Origin of the sequence: Micromonospora sp. Llam0 (assembly GCF_003751085.1) — a bacterium.
Lineage (GTDB): Bacteria > Actinomycetota > Actinomycetes > Mycobacteriales > Micromonosporaceae > Micromonospora_E.
In genome coordinates, this window is the sequence record NZ_RJJY01000001.1 from 4,610,522 (window position 1) to 4,632,779 (window position 22,258).

Sequence of the window (22,258 nt, forward strand, 5' to 3'; positions counted from 1 at the left end):
CCCCGGGATCGGTGGACTGGCCTACCCGGCCGATGGTGCCCCACCGGCGCTACCGGCGTCTACGTCCGGCCAGTCCCGGATCCACCCGTACGCCAGCTGGCCGGACGGGAGCTGGCCGGACGGGAGCTCGGCAGCGCCGTCGACGAGCAGGTCGACCGAACCGGGCGTACCGTCGGCGGTGAAGAACCGCTCCTCGGCCCGCCGCCAGCGGTCGAGCGTCGGCTGTATCGCGGTCCCGTCGCGGGTGAGCGACCGGGCCAGGCGCACCGGTTCGGGTGCGGTGACGTAGACCGACAGCGTCGCGGCCGGCCGGACCGCCGCGCGGGCCGCGCTCACCCCTTCGATCACGAGTACGGCGGGCGGTTCGATCACGGTCCAGCCGTCGCCGAACCGCCCGGCGGCCCAGTCGTATCGTCGGTAGCGGGCCGGCCGGCCGGTCCGCAGCGGGTCGAGCACCCAGGCGCTGAGCCGGGGCCAGAAGGTGAACTGGTCACCCCAGCCGTCCAGCAGATCATCTGTGCGTACGACGGCGACGGCCGGTCCGGCGACGGCGCTAGCCGGCTCCGGGGCTGGCTTCGGGGCTGGCCCCGGGCCCGTCGCCGCGACCGTCGCGCAGGCGGTGGCCAGGCAGTCGGCGAAGGTGGACTTGCCGGCGCCGCTCGGACCGTCGACGACGACGAGCCGGACCCGGCCGAGGCAGGCCGAGGCGGCGTACACCCGCCGGGCCAGACTTTCGAAGGTCGAGACCCCCCGCGTCACCGGGAAGCCTCGGGTAACCGGGGAGCTCCGGGTGGGATGAACGGTAGTCCGGGCGGCGGCCCGGACTCGATCAGCCGCCACAACGCGGCGGTGTCCAGGTGCTCCTCGACCAGGTCGCCGAGCAGGTCCAGTCCGCGTTGGCGCAGCGCCGCGAAGCTGGTGTCCGGCGCGACGGTGAAGCCGTGCCGGCCGGCCCGCCGGGCCACGTCGGAGAGGTAGCGGCGACGGAACTCGTCGGACTCGAAGGCACCGTGCCAGTGGGTGCCGCACATCGAACCCAGCCGCACGCCCTCGGTGCCGCCCGCCGTGCCAGGGCCAGCTCCGGCGCCGATGCCCACCTCGGTGCTGGTGCCGGTGAACAGCGGCGAGGTCGACCCGGCGGACCGGGAGACGTACCCATGGTGAATTTCGTAGCCGCGCACCGGCACGTCACTGTAGGCCCGCCCCGCGCTGCGGGTGACGGTCTTACGCTCGGCGAAGGTGATCTCGACGGGCAGCAGGCCGAGCCCCGGCACGCTGCCCCGGCGGCTCTCCACCTCGTCGTTGATCACCCGGCTGAGCATCTGGAAACCACCGCAGATGCCGAGCAGCGGGCGGCCGGAGACGGCGTGCGCGGTCACCGTCGCGGCCAGCCCGGTCTCCCGCAACCAGCCGAGGTCGTCCACGGTCGACCTGGTGCCGGGCAGGACGACCAGGTCGGCGGCGGCGACCTCGGTCGGATCGACGGTGAGCCGGACCTGCACGCCGGGCTCGGCGGCGAGCGCTTCGAGATCGGTGGCGTTGGAGATCCGGGGCAGTCGGACCGCCGCGACCCGCAGGACCTCGCGGCCGCGCGGCGCCGTGGGCCGGCCAATCGTTCCGCCGTACGCCAACGAGTCCTCGCCGTCCAGCCAGAGATCGGGCTGCCAGGGCAGCACCCCATAGGTGGGCCGGCCGGTCACCTGGCGCAGCATGTCGATCCCGGGTCGCAGCAGCTCCCGGTCGCCACGGAACTTGTTGATCACGAACCCGGCGATGTGCGCCTGGTCCTCGGCGCTGAGCAGGGCGACGGTGCCGAACATGGCGGCGAAGACGCCGCCCCGGTCGATGTCACCGACGACGATCGCCGGCAGCCCGGCACGCCGGGCCAGCCCGAGGTTGACGAAGTCGCCTGCCCGCAGGTTGATCTCGGTGGGGCTGCCGGCGCCTTCGCAGATCACCACGTCGTACTCGCCACGCAGCTCGGCGAGGGTGGTGTGCACGGTGTCGGCGAGGCGGGAGCGCATCGCGCGGTAGTTGGTCGCGGTGACGGTGTCGACCGCCTCCCCCAGCAGCACGACCTGGCTGGACCGGTCACTGCCCGGTTTGAGCAGGACCGGGTTGAACCGCACCTGCGGCTCCAGTCCGCAGGCGGCTGCCTGCACCGCCTGGGCCCGGCCGATCTCGCCGCCCCGGCCGTCCGACCCGACGACCACCGCCGAGTTGTTGGACATGTTCTGTGCCTTGAACGGCGCGACCCGCACCCCACGCCGGTTCAGCCATCGACAGATCCCGGCGGCGAGCAGGCTCTTACCCGCGTCGGAGGTGGTCCCGGCGACCAGTAGGCCACCACCACCACCGGCGGGGCCAGCACTCCCCGGCACCCCGGACTCCCCTCCGCTCCTGGTCCTGCCGCTACCGGCGGCGGATGGTCCGCACGACGGCCCGGACCATCCGTACGGTCAGCTGTGCGGCGGCCATCTGCACGACCGGTGCCGCGACCACGGACGCGACGGCAGCGGTGTCGCCGACCCGCCGGGACAGGGTGGCTGCCCGGCGGATCTGCCGAGGCGAGGGACGCGGACCATCCCCGAGATACGGACGCACCTCGGAGCGCCCGAAGTAGACGTTGCGCCCACCGAGCCGGACCCCGAGCGCCCCGGCGAACGCCGCCTCGCACTGACCAGCGTTGGGGCTCGGATGGTCGGCGCGGTCCCGGCGCCACACCCGCCAGGCCCGTGCCCGGTCGCCCTTGACCGTCGGCGACCACCACACGGCGGCCAGCCCGGTGAGCCGCGACGGCACGAAGTTCAGCACGTCGTCGAGTCGCGCCGCGGCCGTGCCGAACCGTTCGTAGCGCGACGACCGGTGCCCGACCATGGCGTCCAACGTGTTCGCCGCCCGGTAGCCGACCAGGCCGGGCAGACCGGCGACGGCACCCCAGAACAGCGGCGCGACCACGGCGTCCGAGGTGTTCTCGGCGACTGACTCGACGGTCGCCCGGGCCAGCTCCGGCGCGTCGAGCGCGGCCGGGTCCCGGCCGCAGAGATGGTTGAGCCGGCGTCGGGCCGCTGGTACGTCGGCCCGGCGCAGCGCCCGCGCCATCATGTCCGCCTCGGTCCGCAGCGTACGGCCGCCGAGCACCGCCCAGGTGGTGCCGGCGACGAGAGCCGCCCGGGCGACCGGATGCCGCCGGGTCAGCACCGACGCCGTCACGGCGGCGACCACCGGCCCCCCGACGGCCACGGCCGTGTAGGCGATGCCGGCCCGACGGGTCGGCCGGTACAGCCGGCGCTCGGCGGCACCGGCCAACCGGCCGTACCCGGCGACCGGATGCCAGCGGCGGGGGTCGCCGAACAGGTTGTCCAGGGCGTAGCCGGCGACCAGACCGCCGGCCGTGGCGGCGGCGGCCGACGCGTTGACCTTGCCAGCGCTGGTAGCCACTCCGGCAGCCTACGTGGAGCCGGTGGCGGGTGACGGGTCGGCTGACGGTCACCTGTCACCGGTCGGTCGACCGTCGGCGCGGTGGTACGGCAGGCTGGCCCGTACCACCGCGCTCGTCGGCTTGAGCCGGCCAGGGTCAGACCGGCACCGCCGTCCGGCTCCGCGACCGCCGGGCCCGGCTGGACGAAGCCGGCCGCTCGTCGGCCGGCAGCGGATCGCCGGTCGGGTCGTCGGCCCGCAGCGGATCGCCGGTCGGGTCGTCGGGGGCCCGGTCGCCGCCGGGCGACCGCGACGACGGCGGGTCCACCAGCATGTCCGATGGCTCGTCGCGACGACCGGCGTCGTCGCCGGTCGTCGTGATGCCGGCTCCGGTGTCCTCGGGCGAAGCGGCGGCCGCGTCGGCCTGGGCTGAGGCGGCACCGGCTGCCTCGGCGGCGAGCACGTCCACGGCCAGGGTTATCGGCCGGCCAACCGGGCGGTTCGGTTCCCCTTCGACCGGCGACGGCACCGACGGTTCCAGGAACATCGGGTCGTCGTCACCGTCGAACAGCTCGTTGCGGGTCGCCGGCACTTCGTCGGCCGGTACCTCGGCGGTGGCTTCGCCCTGCACCCGCCGCTCCGGGTCGTCCCCGTCGACCTCGCTGGTCGCCAACGTCGGCCGGTTGCGGGTGAACCGACCCCGTCCTCGGGCCAGGTCGTGCCCGACCGCCACCGCCTCCATCTCGTACTGCAGGCGGTTGTTGCCTTCGCCGTCGACCCAGTCGCGGGTATAGAGCCGGCCGACCACGACGACCGGGTCGCCGAGCATGACCGAGGAGCAGACCCCTTCGGCCAGCTTGCGCCAGCAGTTCACCCGGACCCGCAGGCTGTTGCCGTCGACCCAGCGGTTGCTCTCCCGGTCGAGCCGGCGCGCCGTCGAGGCCACTTTGAAGTTGGCGACCAGCGTGTTGGTCTGGGTGGTACGCCGCCACTCCGGCGTGGTCAGCACGTTGCCGACAATCGTTACGTACGTATCGAACATCGCATCTCCGCAGGGGCTCGTCGGGTTGATCTGATCGAGTCGACTCGACGCTCAGCCTCGATGGACGGCACCCCTGCCGGCCAGCCGCGGTCCGGCGACGCTGTGGACAGAACCCCGGCTGTGGACAACCGCCCCGACACCGAGTTGATCTGCTATGACGCGACACGGAACCGGCGGGTGGGCCGCTGCTCGGCGGCCCACCCGCCGGATGGAGGTCGGATGGTGTCCGGTGGTGACCGGTAGGCTCAGCTACCGACCTCGGACCGGCTCTTGGCGATGAACTTGGGAAGGCTGTCCTTGACGTAGTATCCCCAGGCGTCGCTGCAGCCGTCGTAGCACTCGAACTGCGGCACGAGCCCCTCGTGGGTGAACGTGACCTCCGTCTTGCCGTCCTTCTCTGCGATGTCGAAGACGACCCGGGTGTCCTTCCACTCCGTCCGGTCCGTCACGAAGGTGATGTCGGCCTCGGTGACGAGCCAGACGACCTTCTTTCCGGGCACGAACTCGGTGACCTTCTGCTTCGAGTAGTGCAGCGCCCCGTGTCGGTAGGTGAACTCGGCGCCGAGACTGTCCGCCGTTCCCTCGATCTCCCCGTCCCACCACCCGCGTACGTCGTTGATGGCGTGGAAGACGTCCTCGGGGTTCTGGTGCACGCTGAAGGACGTCGTGTAGCTCTCGCTCATGTCTTCCTCCTGATTGGGATGTTGCGGTGGACGCAGGCGCCCCGGATGCGAACACGACACTGCGTCGGGCGGGCCACTGGTCCTCGCCGCCCGGCGAGACTCACGCCTTCTTCTCGCCAGCGTACGGCGCACCAGACGATCCCCGGGGATCCTGCTCTACATTGGGCAAAATCGGAGAACTGCGGGACCGGTCGCCGATCCGGTGACGTTCGCGGTGCCCTTGCCGCCGCACCGGATCGGTACCGTGGAAACCCGGAGCGGCTGCCAACGCCGGCAGTACGGCCCCTCCGCCCACGAGTTGGAGTGAACCCATGCCACTGATGCCCAGGGACGAGGCCATCGACTTCAACCGAAGGGTCATCGAGGAGTTCCGGTCGAACGCGGGCCGGGTCGGCGGAATCCTGGCCGACTCGCTCGTCATCCTGGTGCACCACGTCGGCATCCGGACCGGGATCGCCCGGACCACGCCGCTGATCTGCTTTCCGTTCGACGACCAGCGCCGCTACGCCGTCATCGGATCCAACGGTGACTCTCCGGTCCACCCGGCCTGGTGCGCGAACCTGGCCGCCATGGCTAGCACGACCGTCGAACTGGGCGAGGAAACCTTCGCGGTGACCGTCGAGCCACTCGACGATGACACCCGCAGCCGGCTGTGGTCGGAGCTGTTCGGCGAGACGACCGGCCCGGACGAGTTCGCGGCCAGGACCGGACGGCGGCTGCCGATGTTCCTGCTGACCCGCACGACCTGACGGCGCAACTCCGGTCAGCGGGGCGGCCACCTGGCCAGTTCAGCACATCTGCTTGCACCACGCAAGCCGACATGCCAGACTTTGACTTGTGTTGGGACGCCTGTACGCCAACGAGGTCTGCTCTGCTGCGCGGACACTCGAGGTCGTCGGCGAGCGTTGGAGCCTGCTCATCATCCGCAACGCGATGTTCTTCGGGATGACCCGGTTCACGGACTTCCAGCGGGACCTGGGTGTGGCCACGAACATCCTGGCCAAACGGTTGAGCGAGTTCGTCGAGGCGGGCGTCTTCGAGACCCGGCCGGGTGCCGGTGGCGCCCACGTCGAATATGTGCTCACCGAGAAAGGTCGCCAGCTGCAACCGGTCATCATCGCGCTCACCGAGTGGGGTGACCGCTGGGCCAATCCGGAGGGGCGGCCGGTCACCTTCGAGCACGAAGGCTGTGGCGGCCACGTCAGTCTGCAGGTCGGATGTGCGGGTTGCGGCGGTTCTCCGGCGCCGAGCGACGTATCGGCGCGCGCCGACTCCCGGTTCATCGCGCTGCGCGAGCAGCGCAGGCAGCGACGCTGAACCCGGCGCAACCTCGACCGTGCTCCTGGTTCGACCTCGCTGCTGCACACAAATGAACGCGTGGCCGGACCCATGGGTCCGGCCACGCGAACGAGGCACCGTCTACAGGAACATCGTGTTGGGCTCCAGGCCGCACAGGACACGGCCGTAGGTTTCCAGGTTCGTGTTCGGGTGCATGATGCCGTGCAGATTGATCGTCTGGACGTCCCGCTCGATCCGCTGGATCGGCACCTCGGAGTACACCGACGAACCGCCGCTGGCGTTGTTCAGGATGTCCACGGCCTCCTTCGCCCGGGCGCAGACGGCACCGGCGTCCATCCGTGCCGCGGCGCGGTCCTCCAGGGTCCACGGCTCGCCGCTGAGGGCCTTCTCATCGAGTCGGCGCACCGCCCGGTGCAGGTGGAACTCCGCTTCGTCGATCTTGACTCGCGCCTCGGCGACCTGCAGGTGGGTCAGCGTCGCGTCGATCTGCTTCTCGTAGTTGGTGTAGGTGATCCGCCGGCTCGGCAGCCGCTCCATGAAAGCGTCCCAGGCGGCCCGCGCCATGCCGAGCGCCGGCGCGGCCGCCACGGCGACCGCGAACTGCAGGAACGGCACCCGCCACGCCTGATAGTCGGCGTTGATCTTCGACGCGTGCTGGTTGTGCATCATGACCGGCACCATGTTCAGCACCCGGTTCTCGGGCACGAACAGGTCCTGGGCGATGGTCGTGACACTGCCGGTGCCGCGCAGGCCGACCGTGTGCCAGTCGTCGACAATCGTCAGGTCCGAGACCGGAACGACCGCCATACCCGGCACCATGTTGCCGTCACCGAGGTCGATCATGATGGAGTGCGTGTCCCACTGCGCCTGCGGGGCACCGGTGTTGAAGTGCCACCGACCGTTCAGGATGTAGCCACCCTCGGTCTTCACGGCGACCCCGTTCGGGCCGACCGAGCCGCAGAACCGGTCCTCCGGGTTCGCGAAGATTTCGTCCTGCGCCTCGTCGGGCAGCAGGCCGGCCAGCCAGGCACCGATCGTCATGGTGCTGATGGTCCAACCGGTGGAGCCGTCGCCGTGGCCCAGCTCGGCGACCACGTCCACCACCGTACGCGCGTCCGGCACGGTGCCGCCGTAGCGCGCCGGGAACCGCAACCGGAGCAGCCCGGCGTCCTTCAGCGCGTCGAGCACCTCCGAGTGCAGGGCGCGGTTCTCCTCCTGCCACGCGGCATGCTTCTGGATCAGCGGGACCAGGTCCCTGGCCCGCTGTACGAGTTCGGGCTGTGGCGCGGACTCGATTACCGTCATCTTTACTCCTCCAGACGAAGGCAGAAATTGGTGCCTGGCGCAGCTACTGCGGCAGGATGGCGGGGGGACGTCCCGTCGTCACAAACTCTGGCATGAGGCCCCGACGGTCCACATCTCTCACGTTGCTCAGGAACGAACTGCATACTGAGCCGCCGGCCGAGTTCCAGTCCAACAGAACATTCGTGGGCTGAACGCAGAAGGGCAGTGGACGCCATTTCGACGGCGTCCACTGCCCATCACTGACCCGCCTCGGGCGGTACCGCCCGTCGTGGCCTGTCGCTCAGGCGGACTGAGCTGCGGCGATCTGCGCCGCCATCTGTGCGTACTGGCGCTCCAGGTTCTTCCCCCCGCCCGAACGCCAGCTGTCGGCCAGCGGCTCGGCCATGGCATCGGGGAAGATCTCCTCCTCGCCCTTTTCCAGCCCGTCGTAGACGTTCTTGGCCACGTGCTCGGGCGCTGCCTTGGCCATCACGTCGAAGCCCTTGGTCATGTCGGTGTCGACGAGCCCGGTCATGACGGCGTGCACGCCGACGCCCTTACCCGCCAGCAGACCGCGAAGCGACTGCGACAGGTTGAACGCCGCCGCCTTGGCTGCCGAGTACGACGAGACCAACGGGAACGGCGCGAAAGCGTTCACCGAAATGTTGTTGATGATCGCACCCTGGGACCGGATCAGCGCCGGAAGGAACGCCTGAATGGTGTCGTACACCCCGAAGAAGTTCACCGCGAACATCTTCTCGAGCACCGCGCGATCGCTCAGGTCGTCGAACGTGACCTCGCCGGCGTTGTTCACCAGCACGTCGAGTTCGCCGACGGTCTTCGCGGCCTGTGCGATCTGCCCCGCGTCGGTCACGTCCAGCGTCACCGCGGTGACCCGCCCGTCCGGGTGGTCGAACGGCTGACGCGCCCCGGCGTACACCCGCTTCGCGCCCCGGTGGAGCGCCTCCTCGAGCAGCGCCCGGCCGATGCCGCGGTTGGCGCCGGTCACCAGGACCGTCTTACCGGTGATCGTGTGCATTCCGTACTCCCTTTCGTATGGACGTGCTTCTGACACCCGTCCGATCAGGACGGGAGCTCGACCGACTGGCGGTGGTTGAAGAAGTTCCGCGGGTCGTAGGCCTTCTTCACCGCCTGCAGCCGCCGGTAGTTCTCCTTGTAGTAGAGGTCGTGCCAGGCGAAGGCCGACCCGTTCCAGGCCGGATCGCTCAGGTCGGCGTCCGGATAGTTGACGTAGCAGCCGTCGGTCTGGTCGTTCGGTACGGGTACGCCACCGGTGTCCGCGAAGGTGTCCCGGTAGGTCTCCCGGGCCCACGCGATGTTCGCCGCATCGTCCGCCGGATTGGCCCACTGCGCCTGCCAGAGCAGCTTGTAGGCGGCCTCCCGGTGGGGAATCGCCGTCGCGGCGTTGGGGACTGCCGCAGTCCTGCCGCCGTACGGGCTGATGACGATGTTCAGATTCGGATTGTTGATGTCCGACCTAGTCATCGCCCGGTAGATCGCGGCGGCCTGAGCCGTGGTGAAGGTGTTTTTCATGAACGCGGACTTGTACTCACCGCGTAGCGTCGGGTCGTTGTTCAGCGTGTTGGTGGTACCGGTGAGCTTGCAGAACTGCAGCCATGGCATGGTGCTCTGCGCGGCGAACACGGCCGGCGTCACACCGTTCTGCAGGTGGGCCAGGTAGCTGTCCAGCATCTGTTGCGCGTTCGGCACGGCGGAATCAACGAAGGCGTACATGTGAATTTCGCCGTTGGACCGGTGGAACGACTGGATCAGACTCGTTACCTCGCGGGTGGGGCTGTCCGGGGAGATGTTCGCGACATGCCAGCTGGCGTAGTTCTGGAGCAGGCGGATGTAGTCGGCCTCGGTCATGGTGCTCCAGCTCCACAGAGCGAAGCTGGACAGCACCTTGGACGGTGGTTTCGGCAGGAGCTGCGACGGGGCTCGGCCGTGGGCCCCCGGTGAGCGGAAGAAGTAGCGGGTGACGACGCCGAAGTTCCCACCGCCGCCACCGGTGTGGGCCCACCACAGATCGCGGTGCGGGTCCCGCCTGTCCCGGGTGGCGATGATCGTGTTCACCCTGCCGGCGGCGTTGACCGTGACCACCTCGACGGCGTACAGGTGATCGACGATCAGTCCGTTGCGGCGGACGAGCCAGCCCCAGCCACCGCCGGCGACGTGGCCGCCCATCCCGACGGAGTAGCAGACGCCACCAGGTAGCGTGACGCCCCAGGTCTGGTAAAGCTTCTCGTAGACGTCGAGCAGAATGGCGCCGGCCTCCACCGCGACAGCTTTCATCCTCGCGTCGTAGTAGATCCGGTTCATGTTCGTCATGTCGATGATCGTTTCGACTTCGCTGTTGTAGACAAAGTCTTCGAAACCGTGACCGCCGCCTCGGACGGTCAGCTTGGTTCCGCGACGCACCGCGCGTCGGACGATCGGGGCAACCTGGTTCGGGGAATCCACCACGTACACCGAATCGGGCGTCGCAGTCCACCGGTTGTTCAAGCCCATCACGAGGTCGGGGTATTGGGGATCAGCCGGGGTGACGGGCGCTACCAGCGCAATCGACTCCCCATTTCCGTGCGCGTGTGCCGTGCCGGGCAATGCGGCGCCGGCCAGGGCGACGCCTCCGGCCCCTGCCGCACCGGCAAGGAACGTACGCCGTTCAAACTTCCGCTCTTCGTCAGTCATGGCAATCCCGTCCTCTCGGAATCAGAGACAGTGAGAGCGGACGACACCAATGTTCGCCGGCCACGTCCGCACATCGGTCGCCAGGCTATGAGCCGGCGGTGCCCGCTTGCTTCCTTGAAATTGCCCTCTCCCGGCGACCACTTCTTTCGCCGCCACTCGTTGCGGTTGTTTGAAATTCCGGCAGGCAGGATCGCGATTAGACCACCGACGGTGGCGGAGTCGGTTACCAACAGGGCAATACCGAAGTGGCCGAGGAACATGAAAGATTGGCAGAGTCGAGCGCGCGTCCCGGTTCCGGGCGGCGACCCCAACCCACCGTCCGACGTGGGTGAGCAGTGGTCAGGTGACCGTCCCTCGGGGCGGGACCGGCGTCACACCGGCGCTGCTGCGTCACGCCACGGTCTGCGCCCGCAGCGGGCTGGAGGCGACTGCGAAGAGACAGCAATCGAGAAGAATACATTTTTCGCTAATCGTCATAGCTTGGACGCAACCCGCCACATGCGGTCGACGAGAGGAAGAGGTAGAGCCATGTCGTCACGGTTGGTCGATGCTCGGGTCAGGGGATCGCGGTTGACACTCAAACGGATGATCGTCGGAGGGATCACCGCCCTGGCGGTCACCATCGGTAGCGTCGGGGTCGCGGTGGCTCATGGCGAGAACGGCGCCACAGACGCCACCGCAGCGCGAGGTGGGCACGCCCAGCGCGAGCCGGTCGTCGGTCGCGCGATCTTCGACCGGACCTTCCGCCACGGTCTGGTCCACACCGACGGCGGCAAGGTGCACTATGTCAAGGGCGGTTCCGGGCCGGCTCTCGTGCTGCTGCACGGCTGGCCCGAGACCTGGTGGGGTTGGCATCTGGTGATGCCCGAGCTGGCCAAGACGCACACCGTGATCGCGTTCGACCTGCCCGGCCTCGGCTACTCCGCGATCCCGCGGGACGGCTACGACCAGAAGACCACGGCCGCACGTCTGCACCAGGCGGTGAACCGGCTCGGGTACCGCGAGGTGAAGGTCATGGGGCACGACATGGGCGTGCTGGTCGGCTATGCCTGGGCCCGGGACTATCCCCGGGAGGTGACCCGCCTGGCGGTGCTCGACTCGCCGCTGCTGGGCTTCGGCCTGGAGGACGCGTACCCGCTCAGCTTCCACTTCAAGCTCAACATGGCGCCGTCGCCGGTTCCGGAGAAGATCGTGGACAACAGCGACGTCGCCACCTACCTGAACTACGTCTTCGAGTTCGCGGCGGTCCCCGACGCGATCGACCGCGACAGCCACATCCGCGCCTACCTGCACCCGGCCCGGCGCAGCGCCGGCTACAACTACTACCGGGCGTGGCCGGAGAACGCGGAGGACACCAAGGCCCACGCCGAGTCCAAGCGCCTGACCGAGCCGGTGCTCGCGATGGGTGCCGAGTTCGTCTTCGGGCTCGGTGTCGCGGCGTCGTTCGAGCAGGTGGCCGAGGACGTTCGTGGGGTCGTGGCCCCCGGCGCCGGCCACTGGATTCAGGAGGAGACCCCGGAGTTCCTGATCGACTGCGCCAACCTCTTCTTCGGGCCTGAGGGCGTGCCCGCGCCCACCGAGTCGCTCTCGAGCTGCGTCGCCTGACCTGCCTCGCGGGCACGGTCCACCGGTACCCGGTGGACCGTGCCCGCGTTGTGACCAGCGACTTCAGCGGCGCAGGTGAGCCGAGAACATCGATGGATACCACTGTCGGAAAGTGCGTATTGCCAGCATGTGAACCTTGCTTGACGGCACGCCGACACGCCCCACACGTGACTTGCGTGACACAAGTACACGCATTAGCCTAGTTCAGTGGGTGCGCGACACAAGCCGGTCATCCGGAAAGGATGCCGACGTTCCGACAGCTCCGCCCGATGCGGAGCATTGCCGACTTCCGCGACGCACGGTCGCGGGACGTCGCCAACCCCTTTTCCGCATATCACGAATGCGAGGAATTCATGACCGGGCCGAGTTACACCACCGAGTTCTCCGTGGACCAGTCCCCGAAGGACGCATACGAGGCCATCACCAATCCGCAGGGGTGGTGGTCGGCCGAGATCGAGGGCAGCGCCGCGAAGGCCGGCGACGAGTTCCGGTACCACTACGAGGACCTGCACCGCTGCACGATCCGGGTGACCGAGTCGGTCCCCGGCGAGAAGGTCACCTGGCACGTGGTGGACAACTACTTCTCGTTCGTCAAGGACAGCTCCGAGTGGGTCGACACGACGATGACCTTCGACATCTCGGAGGAGGGTGGCAAGACCAAGGTCGTCTTCACCCACCACGGCCTGGTGCCCGAGTTCGAGTGCTACAACGCCTGCCAGGAGGGGTGGGGCAACTACATCAACGGCAGCCTCAAGGACCTGATCGGCAAGGGCCAGGGCGCCCCCAACGCCACGGGCCAGGCGCAGACCACCGCTGAGGTGGAGCTCGGATCGGCCAGCCGCTGATCCACCGTGGGGCCCCGGTCAACCCGACCGGGGCCCCACGTGCCGGCCGTCCAGGCTGTCACCCTGGTACGTCCGAGCCGTCACCCGGTACACGTGCGAGCCGTCACCCGTGCACGTCCGGGCCGGCGTGCGTGATGGCCACCCGGACAACCACCCGCCGGTCGCGTTGCATCGCGGCCCGGTAGTCGTCCCAGTCGGAATGCTCCCCGGAGACCCGCCGGTAGTAGTCGACCAGCACGTCGAGTGCTTCGGGCAGCCGTACCACCTCCGCATGCCCGTCGATCTGCACCCAGTCGCCGAAGAACCGGTCCGCGGTCACGCAGAACGTGACCCGTGGGTCGCGCAGCAGGTTGCGGACCTTGACCGCACCTTCCCTGGTGCTGACCAGCACTCGGCCGGCGTCGTCGACCGCGACCAGCACCGGACTGGTCTGCGGCCGGCCGTCCGGATGCCGGGTCACCATCACCGCCCGATGATTCGCCCGCAGGAACGCCGTCGCCTGTTCGGCCTTCATCTCGCACCTCCTCGCGCCACGCACCGCCGCTCGGCCGCTGGCCGTGCCGCCTTTGATTGTGCGACGCGCAGCGCGGTGCTACCCGGAGGTAACCGTCCGGCGGTACGGTCAAGGTCGTGCAGCCTGACATCCTCGGACTCCCGTACGAGCAGCAGGTCATCGAGCTGGACCCAGACGACGAGGGTCCGGTCGTCGCGACCCTGGTCCGCCGCCGGGCGGACCGCCCGGCCGGGCGGGCGGTGCTCTACCTGCACGGCTTCGTCGACTACTTCTTCCAGACCCATCTGGCCGACCACTTCGTCCGTGGCGGCTGGGACTTCTACGCCCTCGACCTGCGCAAGTACGGCCGGAGCCTGCTGCCGCACCAGACCCCGAACTTCTGCCGCGACCTCAGCGACTACTTCCCGGAGCTGGACGCCGCCGCCCGGATCATCCGCGAGCAGGACGGCAACGAGACGATGCTGGTCAACGGCCACTCCACCGGTGGGCTGATCGCCGCGATCTGGGCCGACGCGCGGGCCAGCCAGGGCATCGCACCGGACGGGTTGTTCCTGAACAGCCCGTTCTTCGACCTCAACGCACCGTGGCTGCTCCGCCGGCCGGTCGCAGCGGCCATCTGCCGTCTCACCGGCCGCTCGCCCTACCGCGTCGTCCCGGTCGGGCTCTCCCGGGTGTACGGGCGGAGCGTGCACGCCTCCCAGAACGGAGAATGGGACTACGACCTGGAGTGGAAGCCGCTCACCGGGTTTCCGGTGCGGGCCGGTTGGCTGACCGCGATCCGCCGCGCCCAACGGCGGCTGCGTGCCGGACTGCACATCACCGCGCCGGTCCTGCTGGCCTGTTCCTCCCGGTCCTACCGCAGCCACAGCTGGCACGATTCGGCTACCCTGGCCGACGCGGTACTCGACGTCGAGCACATGGCCCGGTGGGCCCCCCGGCTCGGCCGGCACGTCACCGTGGTCCGCATCGACGGCGGCCTGCACGACCTGACCCTGTCCCACCAGCCGGCCCGCGACGAGCTGTTCAGCGAGCTGGACCGCTGGCTGCGCGGCTACTTCACCACCGAGCCGCTAGGCCCGGACCCTGGTCAACCGGTGGAGGCGCAACGCCCGGTCGACCGAGGGTTACCGGAAACCGACTGACTCGTCACGGCAACCTGCGACCACTACTATGTGCACGCCAGGACGAAGATCAGCAAGCGCCCGTAGCTCAGCGGATAGAGCAGGGGACTTCTAATCCCAAGGTCGTAGGTTCGAACCCTACCGGGCGCACCATCATCGCCCCAGGTCAGAGGACCTGCGGTCGCTGGCCATCCACAGCCATAGGACGCGTTGACGCGCAGCCAACCAAGGTGACCTAGGGTTGTCGAGTGCCAGCGTTCTGGATCGGCTACATCGAGGTACCGCCGAGTATCGAGTCAAAGATCCGCTCCCGGCGTGGTGTCACCGGCGATCAGGTCCGAGCCGCGTGCCAGTGGCCAGCGGTCCCACTTCGCGTTGGATGGCACGACCATCCCGATCATGGCCGTAGGCTCCTGGTAGTCGCACACGATGAGCAGGGACGGCTGCTGCGGGTGATTCTGCAGCCGGTGGACGTCAAGGATGGCACTTGGCGGCTGCGGACTGTGCTGGTGGGCGGATGAGGGGGATGATGGTAAGCATGCAGCAGGATGAGCTGGCCGAGTTCGACGTGACCGAGGATGTATTCGACGCCATGCTGGCCGATAGCGAGCCCGTCCGGGTGACGGGTCCGTTTGATCAGCTCCGGCAGGTTCGCTTCGAGTTGGTCAGCGGGAGACTCCGTACCTATCGCTGGCGGCTGGTCGGTACGAACGGTGAAATCCTGGCCACCAGTGCTGCGAGCTACCGCAGTTCCGACGACGCGCGCCGTGCACTGGAGGCTCTCACGGTCGCGGTGCAGCAGGCCCCGATCGTCGACCTCGACGAGGCTGACGACCCAGCTACCCGGCGCAAGGCCGGCTGAGCCATTGCGGTACGGGGTGACGCCGCCCAGCATCGACGTACCGCAGCGCCCACTCACCGTCGGTACCGTTCAGTCCGGGACGCCGATGGCGGCGACCGGGCTGACCCGGGCGGCCCGGCGGGCCGGCGCCAACCCGGCCATCGCGGTGATCGCCGCCAACGCCGCGACGATCACCAGCAGCTGTCCGGCCGGCAGCACCGGCGGCATGCCCAGCCGCAACGCCTCGATCGACCACCAGGCCAGTGGTACGCCGAGCGCCAGCCCCAGCACCGCGCCGACCACCCCGTACAGGCCGGATTCCACCAGGATCATCGCCCGCAGCCGGGGCCGGCTCAGTCCGAGCGCCCGCAGCAGTCCGACTTCCTGGGTGCGTTCCAGCACCGACAGCGCAGTGGTGGTGCCGACCCCGACGACCGCGATCAGCACGGTCATCGCCAGCAGCCCCACTGCGATCAGGAACAGCGACGTCACCTCGGCGTCGGTCGCCTCGCGGTAGTCGGACAGCACGGCCACGTCGGCACCGACGGCGACCCCGAGCTGCCGTACGGCGGCCACTGTCGCGTCGCGGGTGCCGGCGCCGCCGGCGAAGTCGGCGAAGTCGGCGAAGTCGGCGAAGTCGGCGAAGTCGGCGAAGTCGGCGAAGTCGGCGAGCAGCCCGGTCTGCGTGCCGCCGAGCCGGTCCAGGTCGCCCGATGCCAGCACCACATCGGACTGTAGTGGTGCTTCACCGCCGAGCACCGCCGCGACGGTCAGGTTCAGCTGCCCGGCCTCGCCCCGTACCGCGATCGGGTCGCCAGCCTGGGCGGCCAGGTCCCGGGCGACCGCCTCGCCGAGCACGACCCGGCCCGGCCCGAGGTCGGTCAACGCGCCGTCGGTGGTGACCAGCGTCGTCAGCCGGGGCAGGGCGGCGAGGTCGACGGCGATGGCGGCGTACGACCGGTCGCCGGTGGTGACCTGGGCCTGCTGGAACGGGGTGACGTGGCGGACCGCGTCGAGCGACCGGAGCTGCTCGACCACGGCCGGGGTGATCGGCTGGTCGTGGGCGAACAGTGCCAGGTCGGCAGGGGCGCGGGCGGCCAGTTTCTGGTCGGTGAAGGCCCGCAGGCTGGCAGTGCCGACGGTGGCGCCGCCGACGAGTGCCACGCCGAGCGCGACCACCACTGACACGGCGGCGGCCCGGCGCGGCACCCCGCCGACGGTGCTGACGGCGAGGGCACCGACCGGCCGGAGCCACCGCAGCGGCCAGCCGACGACGGCCAGCACCGGCCGGACCAGCAGCGGGCCGAGCGCGACGAGCGCACCGAAGGCGAAGGTGCCGATTCCGACGATGGCCAGCAGCGTGCCGGCGGAGTCGCTGGCGGAATCAGCGGAGTCGGCGGTAGCCAGGTCGGTGATGGTCACCCCGACGACACCGGCCGACGCGGCGGCGAGCAGCAGACCGACCAGGAGGCGGCCGGCGGTAACGCCCGGTTCGGCGGTCACCGTCGCGGCGCTGCGCAGCGCCTGCAGCGGTGGCACGTTCGCGGCGGCGAGCGCCGGCACCAGGCCCGCCCCGGCGGTGAGCGCCGCCGCGCCGACGACGACGGCCAGCAGTACGCCGTACGGCAGCCTGGGGGCGGACAACTGCTGGCCGGCAGCGGCGGCGAGCGCCGGTGCGGCGAGGCTGGCAGCGACCGCGAGCAGCACCCCGACGGTGCCGGCGAGCAGGCCGACCACCGCCCCTTCGACGGTCAACGCGACGACGAGTTGCCGGCGGTGCGCGCCGATGGTGCGCAGCAGCGCCAGCTGGCGCATCCGCTGGGCGAAGACGATGCGGAACGTCGACGAGGCGACCAGTACGGCGGCGATCACGGTGACCGCAAGGAACATCGCGGCGAGCGCGAAGATCTGGTCGAACCGGGCGACGGCGTCCTGCGCCTCGGCCAGCCGCTTCGCGTCGCCGGGAACCACGCTCGGGTACGTGTGCGGGTCGACCCGGTCCAGGTGGCGCATCAGTTCGTCGGTGAGCCCGTCGAGGTCGGCCCCGGGTGCGGCGACGATGTCGATCCGCGACCAGTCGACCGGGGTCGCGACCACCGTCGCCAGGATGGTGTCCGGCGCGTACGCCTGCTCCACGCTGGTGTCCGGGCCGTCAACGACACCGGTGACGGTGGCGGTGACCGGTGCGGCGGTCGGGTCGCCCCCGTACAGCCGCAGGGTGCTGCCCGGTCCGACGCCGAGCCGGTCGGCGGCGCGCTGGTTGACTGCGATCTCCCCCGCCGCGGCCGGGTAACGCCCGGCGCGCAGCACGACCCGCGACAGCGCACCGGAGCCGGGGTCGGCGGCCAGGGTGATCGACGTGCCTGCGGCCGGGTCGCCGACAGCGAGCGTCAGGTCGGCCCGGCCGGCGACCTGGGTGACGCCGGGCATGGCGGCGATCGCGGCGCGTTGGGCCTCGGCGATCGGCTGCCCGCTGGCGGTGACGACCAGGCTGGTCCCGGTGGGGGTATCGCTGTACGTGTCCAGGGTGGTGCGGGCACTGACCTAAACTTTGGTCGTTTTGTGGGTAATAGCGCCGGTTTCGGGGTGGGTGTGGGTCGGGTGCGGGACGTGAAGAAGCTCCTGGTAGGACATGGATTGACTAGATCAACATGTTCCAACCAGGAGCTTCGGTGTCGAATTCTGCCATGCTGTCCGCCAGCGCGGTGCGACAGGCCGCCGATCAGCGGGAGACGCTGCGGGCAGCGGTGATCGCCGGGCCCGCCGGTGTCGGGACCCTCGACGAGCAGGTGACCGGCCGGTTGTGGCCACTCCTGGCCGATGCCGCACTGATCGAACGGGCGCGGGCCACGGTCGGGCACGTCGACGCCCGGCGGCGGGTGCTGACCGGAGCGGTCACGGTGATGATCGTGCTCGGGCTGTGCCTGTTCCGGCGGGAGAGCACATCGGTGGTGACCGCACGGGTGACCTCACGGCTCCCCCGGACCCGGGTGGAGGGCGCACCGACCGCCGCGGCGGTGTCGAAAGCCCGGGGCAGACTCCCCGCAGCGGTGCACCAGCGGGTGTTCACCGACGCCGCCCGGTCCACACCGACGTTCGGGCCCGAGTCGTACGCGTTCGGTCTGCTGGTCACCGCGATCGACGGCACCGTGTTCGACCTGGCCGACACGACACGGACACGGGCCGGGTTCACCACCCCGACCGGCGGCCGGTTCCCCCAGGCCCGGATGGTCGCCCTGGTCGCCTGCGGCACCCGCTGGATCCTCGCCGCCCGCATCGCCTCCTCCGGGACCAGCGAACAGGCCCTCGCCGACGACCTGATCGGCGAACTCCAACCCGGCACCATCAACCTCGCCGACCGGGGCTTCTTCTCCATGGACCGCTGGACGCGGGCGGCCGCCACCGGGGCGCACCTGCTGTGGCGGGTCAAGAACGGCGCCCGGAGCCTGCCCGCCCGACTGGTCGAGGTCCTCCCCGACGGCTCCGCGCTCGTGCAACTCGCCGAGTCCGACGCGATGCTGTCCCGCCGCCGCACCACCCGCGCCGACCGCACCCTGCCCCGACTCCGTCCGACACTCGCCCGTCTGGTCGAGTTCACCGTCACCACCCGCGACCGCGCCGGCCGCACCACCCACAGCCGCTACCGCGTCCTGACCACCCTGCTCGACCACCACCGTCACCCCGCCACCACACTCGCCGCGCTCTACGCCGAACGATGGCAGATCGAACTCACCTACGGACGACTGAAGACCACCCTGCGGGGACCCCGCACCCGACCACGCGGACACACCCCCGAACTCGCCTACCAGGAACTCTGGGCGCTACTGACCGTCTACAACGCCCTCGTCCGACTCGCCGTGACCACCGCCGTCGACCTGAACATCGACCCCGACGCGGTCAGCTTCGCCACCGTCCTCGCCCTGACCCGCGCACACCTCGCAAGCCAGGACCCCGCACCCTGCGTCAACTGCGGACACGACGACCCCGACCCCACCACCACCCTGCTCACCGCGATCGCCGCCCAACCCCACAACCGACACACCCGCACCCGCACCGGCCCCCGCACCAAACGACAACGACGAACACAACGCACCCGCGACGTCACCTACGAGATAACCATCACCCAGACCGACCTACCCAAAGCCAGCAAAACGGCCAAAGTTTAGGTCAGTGGTGGTGCGGGCGATCATCTGGTAGGCGAGCACCGCGCCGGCCACCACGAACGCCGCGACCAGCACCGACAGGCCGGTGAGTAGCAGCCGGCCGGGTCGGGTCAGCAGGCCGCGCAGCTGGGTACGCAGCACGCTGGTGTTGACGGCACCCATCTCAGAAAGCCAGCTCGGGGATGGTCAGCTCAACCCCGCTGCCGGCGCAGTGGCCTTCGGCGTTGCGGCGCATCTCGGTGACCTCCGCCGGGGTGGGCCGTTCCCCTTCACCGGTGGCCTTGACCCGCGACCAGTAGATGAACCGGCCGACCTCGGTGCTGATGCCCTCGTTGACGAATTCGGCGTACCGGATTCGGCGCAGGCCCTGTTCCCATTCCTCGGCCTCGGCGGGGTCGGTCGGTGCGGTGATGGCCCGGTCGAACAGCTGCTGGGCCAGCTCGCAGTCGGCCGTCGAGGCCGGGGTCGGGCCGAACCGCAGCTGCCACAGATAGTTGCCGCCGAACGCGACGGCGGCCAGCACGACGAGGGTCACCGCGCCGAGAACGATCAGGCGCAGCGCGGTGGTGCGGCGGGAGCTGGTGTCGAAGGAGGTGGACATCGGGTGCCTTCCGGACGATCGTGGTCGTTCTTGCAGGGACCATCGTCGGCCGGCGGGGGTGCCGCACGCGTCGGCGCACGATCGGATCTGCGGGCCGGGCGGGTACGACCGTGGTCGTACGTCCGATCCGATGCCGGTCGCAACGCCCCCGGTCAGGAAGCGGGGACGGACCGGTCAGGGCCCGGGTCGGACCAGACCGATCCGGTACGCGAAGACGACGGCCTGGACCCGGTCCCGCAGGTCGAGCTTGGTGAGGATCCGCCCGAGATGGGTCTTGACGGTCGCTTCTGCGACGTACAGCTGGGCGGCGATCTCAGTGTTGGACAGGCCGGCGGCGACCAGGGCCAGCACCTCGCGTTCCCGGGCGGTCAGCACGGCGAGCCGGTCGTCGGCGACCGGGTCCGGGGTGAGTTGTCGGGCGAAGCGGTCCAGCAGCCGGCGGGTGACCCGGGGCGCGACGACCGACTCGCCGCTGGCCACCACCCGGATCGCGGCCAGCAGTTCGACCGGTCGGACGTTCTTGAGCAGGAAGCCACTGGCCCCGGCCTGCAACGCGGCGAAAGCGTCCTCGTCGGTGTCGAACGTCGTCAACGCCAGCACCTTCGCCGCGTCGGGCCGGTCCTGGGCGCAGAGCCGCCGGGTGGCTTCGATGCCGTCCATCACCGGCATCCGGATGTCCATCACGACCACGTCGGCGTCGGTGCTGGCCAGTGCGGCGAGCGCGGCGGCGCCGTCGGCGGCCTCGCCGACGACGACCATGTCCGGTTGGGCGGCGAGCACCATCGCGAATCCGGCGCGGACCAGTTCCTGGTCGTCGACGAGAAAGACCCTGATGGTCACGACGTCACCTCCGTCGGCACCGTCCCGGCCCGCGCCGGGGAGCTGATCGGCAGTACGGCGGCCACCTGCCAGCCGCCGTCGGGGCGCGGTCCGGCGGTGAACTCGCCGCCGTGCACGGCCGCCCGTTCCCGCATCCCGAGCAGCCCGTTGCCGCTGGATGCCGATCCGACAGGCGGCTGGGCGGCGGCTGTCCCGCAGCCGTCGTCGATGACTGTCAGCTCGGCGGTGTCCGCCCCGATCCGCACGGTCACTGTGACGGCGGTGCCGGGTCCGGAGTGTCGCAGAGTGTTGGTCAGCGATTCCTGCACCACCCGGAACATGGTCAGCTCCTCGGCGGGCGACAACCGGGCCGGGTCGCCGTCGATGCGCAGCTCGACGGCGAGACCGGCTCCCCTGGTCCGCTCGACCAGGGAACTGAGCTGGGCGATTCCGGCCCGGCGCCGGTCGGTGTCGGCGGGCCCGGCCGCCTCAGGCTCCGGGGCGTCCGGCGACGCATCGGCCCGGCGCAGGACGGCGACGATCCGGCGCATGTCCTCCAGCGCGTCACGGCCGGTGTCGCCGATGGTGACCATGGCCTTGCGGGCCTGCTCGGCGTCCAGGTCGATCATGTAGCTGGCGCCATCCGCCTGCACGGTCATCACCGCCAGGCTGTGTGCGACGACGTCGTGCAGTTCGCGGGCGATCGCCGCACGTTCGTCGGCGGCGGCCAGCCGGGCAAGCTGGTCGCGTTCCCGCTCGGCGGCCGCCGCCCGCTCCGCCGCGACCGCCGTCTGCTCCTTGCGGGTCCGCAAGGTGTACGCGGTCAGCCAGATCGCCACGCAGCCGAGGGCCAGCACGCCGTACTCGCTGAAGTCGGCAGGGCCAACCGGGTGGTAGTCGTCGGCGAGCAACTCGACATCGACGGCCGCCACCACCGCGACTCCGACCAGCACCAACCCGCCGGCCAGCCAGCCGTACACCGGTGGGCCGGCGTGGGTCACCACCGCGACCATCGCGATCAGCACCGCGATGTCGTAGAACGCCGGCACGCCCGGGGCGGCGAACAGTTGCAGCCCACCGAGCACGGTCACGGCCAGCATCACGGTCACCGGACGGCGGCGGCGCCACACCAGCGCAGCCGCCATGCCGAAGCCGATCGCCAGGTCCGCCAGCGAGGCACGGTACTGCCAGGCGACGGTGGCCACCGCCGTCGCGACGACCAGGTCGAGCAACGTCCACCGGTACGGCGACGCCGGCCGGTACGGCGACGTCGGCCGGTACGGCGACGTCGACACGGGCGGCATGCCAC

The 22,258-nt window shown here is 70.1% G+C and carries 21 protein-coding genes and 1 tRNA gene; 8 read left to right on the forward strand and 14 right to left on the reverse strand.

Annotation, left to right across the window (positions count from 1 at the left end; all coding sequences use genetic code 11):
• Window positions 1-21 precede the first annotated feature (21 nt).
• The 5 genes from EDC02_RS20080 to EDC02_RS20105 form a co-directional block, all read right to left on the reverse strand.
• Complete coding sequence (locus EDC02_RS20080) at window positions 22-759, reverse strand: uridine kinase (RefSeq protein ID WP_123603296.1); 738 nt, start codon at window positions 757-759, stop codon at window positions 22-24.
• A complete protein-coding gene (locus EDC02_RS20085) occupies window positions 756-2,381 on the reverse strand; it encodes a cobyric acid synthase (RefSeq protein WP_123603297.1) in 1,626 nt (541 codons plus the stop codon). Before EDC02_RS20085 ends, EDC02_RS20080 begins: the two co-directional genes overlap by 4 nt.
• A gap of 31 nt (window positions 2,382-2,412) precedes the next feature.
• Window positions 2,413-3,441, reverse strand: a complete 1,029-nt coding sequence (locus EDC02_RS20090; RefSeq protein ID WP_123603298.1) for a cobalamin biosynthesis protein — start codon at window positions 3,439-3,441, stop codon at window positions 2,413-2,415.
• 136 nt (window positions 3,442-3,577) lie between these two features.
• Entirely contained in the window at window positions 3,578-4,462 is an 885-nt protein-coding gene (locus EDC02_RS20095) for a single-stranded DNA-binding protein (RefSeq protein ID WP_123603299.1), read from the reverse strand.
• 245 nt (window positions 4,463-4,707) lie between these two features.
• Window positions 4,708-5,145, reverse strand: coding sequence for an SRPBCC domain-containing protein (locus EDC02_RS20105; protein ID WP_123603301.1), 438 nt, complete (start codon window positions 5,143-5,145; stop codon window positions 4,708-4,710).
• 320 nt (window positions 5,146-5,465) lie between these two features.
• On the opposite strand from EDC02_RS20105, the gene EDC02_RS20110 reads away from it, so the two are divergent.
• Together EDC02_RS20110 and EDC02_RS20115 are read left to right on the forward strand one after the other, a co-directional pair.
• Window positions 5,466-5,894 carry a nitroreductase/quinone reductase family protein gene (locus tag EDC02_RS20110; RefSeq protein ID WP_158632247.1) on the forward strand — a complete coding sequence of 143 codons (429 nt, stop codon included), beginning with the start codon at window positions 5,466-5,468 and terminating at the stop codon, window positions 5,892-5,894.
• An 88-nt stretch (window positions 5,895-5,982) separates the two neighbouring features.
• The gene (locus tag EDC02_RS20115; RefSeq protein WP_123603303.1) at window positions 5,983-6,462 is read left to right on the forward strand and encodes a helix-turn-helix domain-containing protein; all 480 of its coding nucleotides are present in this window, start codon (window positions 5,983-5,985) and stop codon (window positions 6,460-6,462) included.
• Window positions 6,463-6,564: 102 nt separating this feature from the next.
• Here EDC02_RS20115 and EDC02_RS20120 read toward each other — a convergent pair whose 3' ends face one another.
• The 3 genes from EDC02_RS20120 to EDC02_RS20130 form a co-directional block, all read right to left on the reverse strand.
• Window positions 6,565-7,749, reverse strand: coding sequence for an acyl-CoA dehydrogenase family protein (locus EDC02_RS20120; protein WP_123603304.1), 1,185 nt, complete (start codon window positions 7,747-7,749; stop codon window positions 6,565-6,567).
• A gap of 280 nt (window positions 7,750-8,029) precedes the next feature.
• Entirely contained in the window at window positions 8,030-8,767 is a 738-nt protein-coding gene (locus EDC02_RS20125; protein ID WP_123603305.1) for an SDR family NAD(P)-dependent oxidoreductase, read from the reverse strand.
• Window positions 8,768-8,811: 44 nt separating this feature from the next.
• Window positions 8,812-10,440, reverse strand: a complete 1,629-nt coding sequence (locus tag EDC02_RS20130; RefSeq protein WP_123603306.1) for an FAD-binding oxidoreductase — start codon at window positions 10,438-10,440, stop codon at window positions 8,812-8,814.
• Between the two features lie 585 nt (window positions 10,441-11,025).
• Between EDC02_RS20130 and EDC02_RS20135 the strand changes: the two genes are divergently transcribed.
• Both EDC02_RS20135 and EDC02_RS20140 read left to right on the forward strand, forming a co-directional pair.
• Window positions 11,026-12,045 carry an alpha/beta fold hydrolase gene (locus tag EDC02_RS20135; RefSeq protein WP_123604968.1) on the forward strand — a complete coding sequence of 340 codons (1,020 nt, stop codon included), beginning with the start codon at window positions 11,026-11,028 and terminating at the stop codon, window positions 12,043-12,045.
• A 353-nt stretch (window positions 12,046-12,398) separates the two neighbouring features.
• Window positions 12,399-12,890 (forward strand): SRPBCC domain-containing protein, encoded by a 492-nt coding sequence (locus tag EDC02_RS20140; protein ID WP_123604969.1) that lies wholly within the window; start codon window positions 12,399-12,401, stop codon window positions 12,888-12,890.
• Window positions 12,891-12,993: 103 nt separating this feature from the next.
• Here the strand turns inward: EDC02_RS20140 and EDC02_RS20145 are convergent, their stop codons facing one another.
• Complete coding sequence (locus EDC02_RS20145) at window positions 12,994-13,404, reverse strand: PPOX class F420-dependent oxidoreductase (RefSeq protein ID WP_123603307.1); 411 nt, start codon at window positions 13,402-13,404, stop codon at window positions 12,994-12,996.
• A 116-nt stretch (window positions 13,405-13,520) separates the two neighbouring features.
• Between EDC02_RS20145 and EDC02_RS20150 the strand changes: the two genes are divergently transcribed.
• The 3 genes from EDC02_RS20150 to EDC02_RS20160 all read left to right on the forward strand — a co-directional run bounded on the left by EDC02_RS20150 (window position 13,521) and on the right by EDC02_RS20160 (window position 15,387).
• On the forward strand, window positions 13,521-14,546 hold the full coding sequence (locus EDC02_RS20150) for an alpha/beta hydrolase (RefSeq protein ID WP_199757702.1): 1,026 nt from the start codon (window positions 13,521-13,523) through the stop codon (window positions 14,544-14,546).
• Window positions 14,547-14,602: 56 nt separating this feature from the next.
• Window positions 14,603-14,678: transfer RNA gene (locus tag EDC02_RS20155), tRNA-Arg, on the forward strand.
• Between the two features lie 385 nt (window positions 14,679-15,063).
• Window positions 15,064-15,387 (forward strand): YegP family protein, encoded by a 324-nt coding sequence (locus EDC02_RS20160; RefSeq protein WP_158632248.1) that lies wholly within the window; start codon window positions 15,064-15,066, stop codon window positions 15,385-15,387.
• A 69-nt stretch (window positions 15,388-15,456) separates the two neighbouring features.
• Here EDC02_RS20160 and EDC02_RS20165 read toward each other — a convergent pair whose 3' ends face one another.
• Window positions 15,457-17,796, reverse strand: a complete 2,340-nt coding sequence (locus EDC02_RS20165; protein ID WP_123603309.1) for an FtsX-like permease family protein — start codon at window positions 17,794-17,796, stop codon at window positions 15,457-15,459.
• 242 nt (window positions 17,797-18,038) lie between these two features.
• On the opposite strand from EDC02_RS20165, the gene EDC02_RS20170 reads away from it, so the two are divergent.
• Complete coding sequence (locus tag EDC02_RS20170) at window positions 18,039-19,532, forward strand: IS4 family transposase (RefSeq protein ID WP_158632025.1); 1,494 nt, start codon at window positions 18,039-18,041, stop codon at window positions 19,530-19,532.
• Here the strand turns inward: EDC02_RS20170 and EDC02_RS20175 are convergent.
• The 4 genes from EDC02_RS20175 to EDC02_RS20190 all read right to left on the reverse strand — a co-directional run bounded on the left by EDC02_RS20175 (window position 19,500) and on the right by EDC02_RS20190 (window position 22,253).
• Window positions 19,500-19,691 carry a hypothetical protein gene (locus EDC02_RS20175; protein ID WP_123603310.1) on the reverse strand — a complete coding sequence of 64 codons (192 nt, stop codon included), beginning with the start codon at window positions 19,689-19,691 and terminating at the stop codon, window positions 19,500-19,502. The genes EDC02_RS20170 and EDC02_RS20175 overlap by 33 nt on opposite strands.
• 1 nt (window position 19,692) lies before the next feature.
• Window positions 19,693-20,130, reverse strand: coding sequence for a hypothetical protein (locus tag EDC02_RS20180; protein WP_123603311.1), 438 nt, complete (start codon window positions 20,128-20,130; stop codon window positions 19,693-19,695).
• A 174-nt stretch (window positions 20,131-20,304) separates the two neighbouring features.
• Entirely contained in the window at window positions 20,305-20,970 is a 666-nt protein-coding gene (locus EDC02_RS20185; protein WP_123603312.1) for a response regulator transcription factor, read from the reverse strand.
• A complete protein-coding gene (locus EDC02_RS20190; RefSeq protein WP_123603313.1) occupies window positions 20,967-22,253 on the reverse strand; it encodes a sensor histidine kinase in 1,287 nt (428 codons plus the stop codon). Before EDC02_RS20190 ends, EDC02_RS20185 begins: the two co-directional genes overlap by 4 nt.
• Window positions 22,254-22,258: the final 5 nt, after the last annotated feature.